The sequence below is a fragment of the Oleiphilus sp. HI0066 genome (assembly GCF_001635725.1).
On sequence record NZ_LWFH01001047.1, the window covers coordinates 1 to 1,717 of the forward strand.

The 1,717-nt window shown below is 44.5% G+C and carries 2 protein-coding genes; both read right to left on the minus strand.

What is annotated here, in order from left to right; genetic code table 11:
• Nucleotides 1–99: 99 nt before the first annotated feature.
• The gene (locus A3738_RS12840) at nucleotides 100–657 is read right to left on the minus strand and encodes a TRAP transporter small permease subunit (RefSeq protein ID WP_231876645.1); all 558 of its coding nucleotides are present in this window, start codon (nucleotides 655–657) and stop codon (nucleotides 100–102) included.
• Between the two features lie 29 nt (nucleotides 658–686).
• Nucleotides 687–1,717, minus strand: a 1,031-nt coding sequence (locus A3738_RS12845) for a TRAP transporter substrate-binding protein (RefSeq protein ID WP_068763622.1), incomplete at its 5' end; no start/stop codon positions are given.

A 1,717-nucleotide genomic window follows, 5' to 3' on the forward strand; every position in this document is an offset into this window, starting at 1 on the left:
CAATCACTCCAAAAACAAGTGCGACGCCTGCAAATGTAAACGCAACGGGAAAGCCCAGCATCAATAAAAGAAGCGCAGCAAAAAACATAATAATGCCTATCATGAGAGCATTCCTTTATTGCCTTGCTGATAGTGAGCACGCCCTTTTAAGACCAAAATAGCTTTAGTCATCATGCCGAGAGCTGCGATACCAATAAAGATAAAAGAGATAGGTATTAACGATTTGATAATCCAGCGATAGGGTAGACCACCAGGGTCACCACTTCCCTCACCAATTGAATAGGCATCATGCGCAAAACTCGCTCCGTAATAGGTAACAAGTGCGACAAAAGGGAAAATGAAAGTCAACGCACCCACTAAATTCACAATAGCCTTACGCTGATCACTCCAGCCTTCGTAAAATATATCAACACGAACATGACCATCGCGCTGCATGGCGTAGGGGGTTCCTAACAAAAATACAGCCGCAAATAGATGCCACTCGAGCTCTTGCATGCCTATAGAGACATCATTAAAAACATAACGCATCACCACGTCGTAAAAGACGTTTAATAGCATGAACAACATCAAGATGCAGGCCACAAAGCCACATAGCGAAGTTGCCTTACGGCAAAACCAATCTAATCGTTCAATCATATAGAAAAAAGCCCGAACCAAGGTTCGGGCTCCTTATACTCACTTCTTACTTATTTTGTACTTTCAAGATACGCCTTGTCTGAAATCAAGGTCCAATCTCGTACTTTCGCCATATATTCTTGCTGGGAAGCAAGAACTTTCGCGGCAAACGGATCTGCTGCTGCATTCTCTTTAAGAAGCTCATCGTTTGCCTGAATAATGGCTGACATCACTTCTTCAGGGAAAGTTTTTACTAGAATGTTTGGATACTCTTCCTGCATCGTCGCCCAATTCTTACCACTTTCGTGCGTAGACTGGATATACATGTCATAGGCTGCTGTACGCATGGCGATACGCAATATTTCTTGCAGGTCTGCCGGCAAACCTTCAAAAGTTTTACGATTCACTAAGAACTGCAATTCAGCACCAGGCTCATGCCAACCGGTATAATAGTAAGGTGCGATTTTATGGAAGCCCATGCGCAAATCGAGAGATGGACCTACCCACTCAAGCGCATCAATAGTGCCTCGTTCAAGTGCTGTATAGAGCTCTCCCGGTGGGATATTCGTCGGTTTCGCACCGAGCTTTGCAAGCACTTCACCAGCAAAACCTGGGATACGCATTTTAAGACCTTGAAGGTCATCTAGCGTTTTGATTTCCTTCTGGAACCAACCGCCCATTTGGTTAGACGTGTTACCGCCTGGGAAAGACATTAAGTTGTGCTGAGAGTACAGTTCATCCATCAACTCCATACCACCACCGTAATAGAACCAGGCATACTGTTCTTGCGCCAACATTCCAAATGGCATGGTCGTGAAATACATCGTTGCAGGGATTTTCCCCTTCCAATAATAAGAAGCCGAATGCCCAAGGTCATACTGGCCTGACTTCACCATATCAAAAACACCAAAAGGCGCTTTATGTTTGTTGGAAGAATCTATCGTAATCTGAAGGCGTCCGTCGGACATCTTGTCGACTAGTGTCGCGAGGTTTTTTGTAGCATCGCCAAAAATAGGGAAATTCGGTCCCCAAGTTTCAGCAAGCTTAAGAGTAATTGTTTCTGCTTTCGTTTCTACAACTGCTTGCTCTTGTGCTTGTTCGG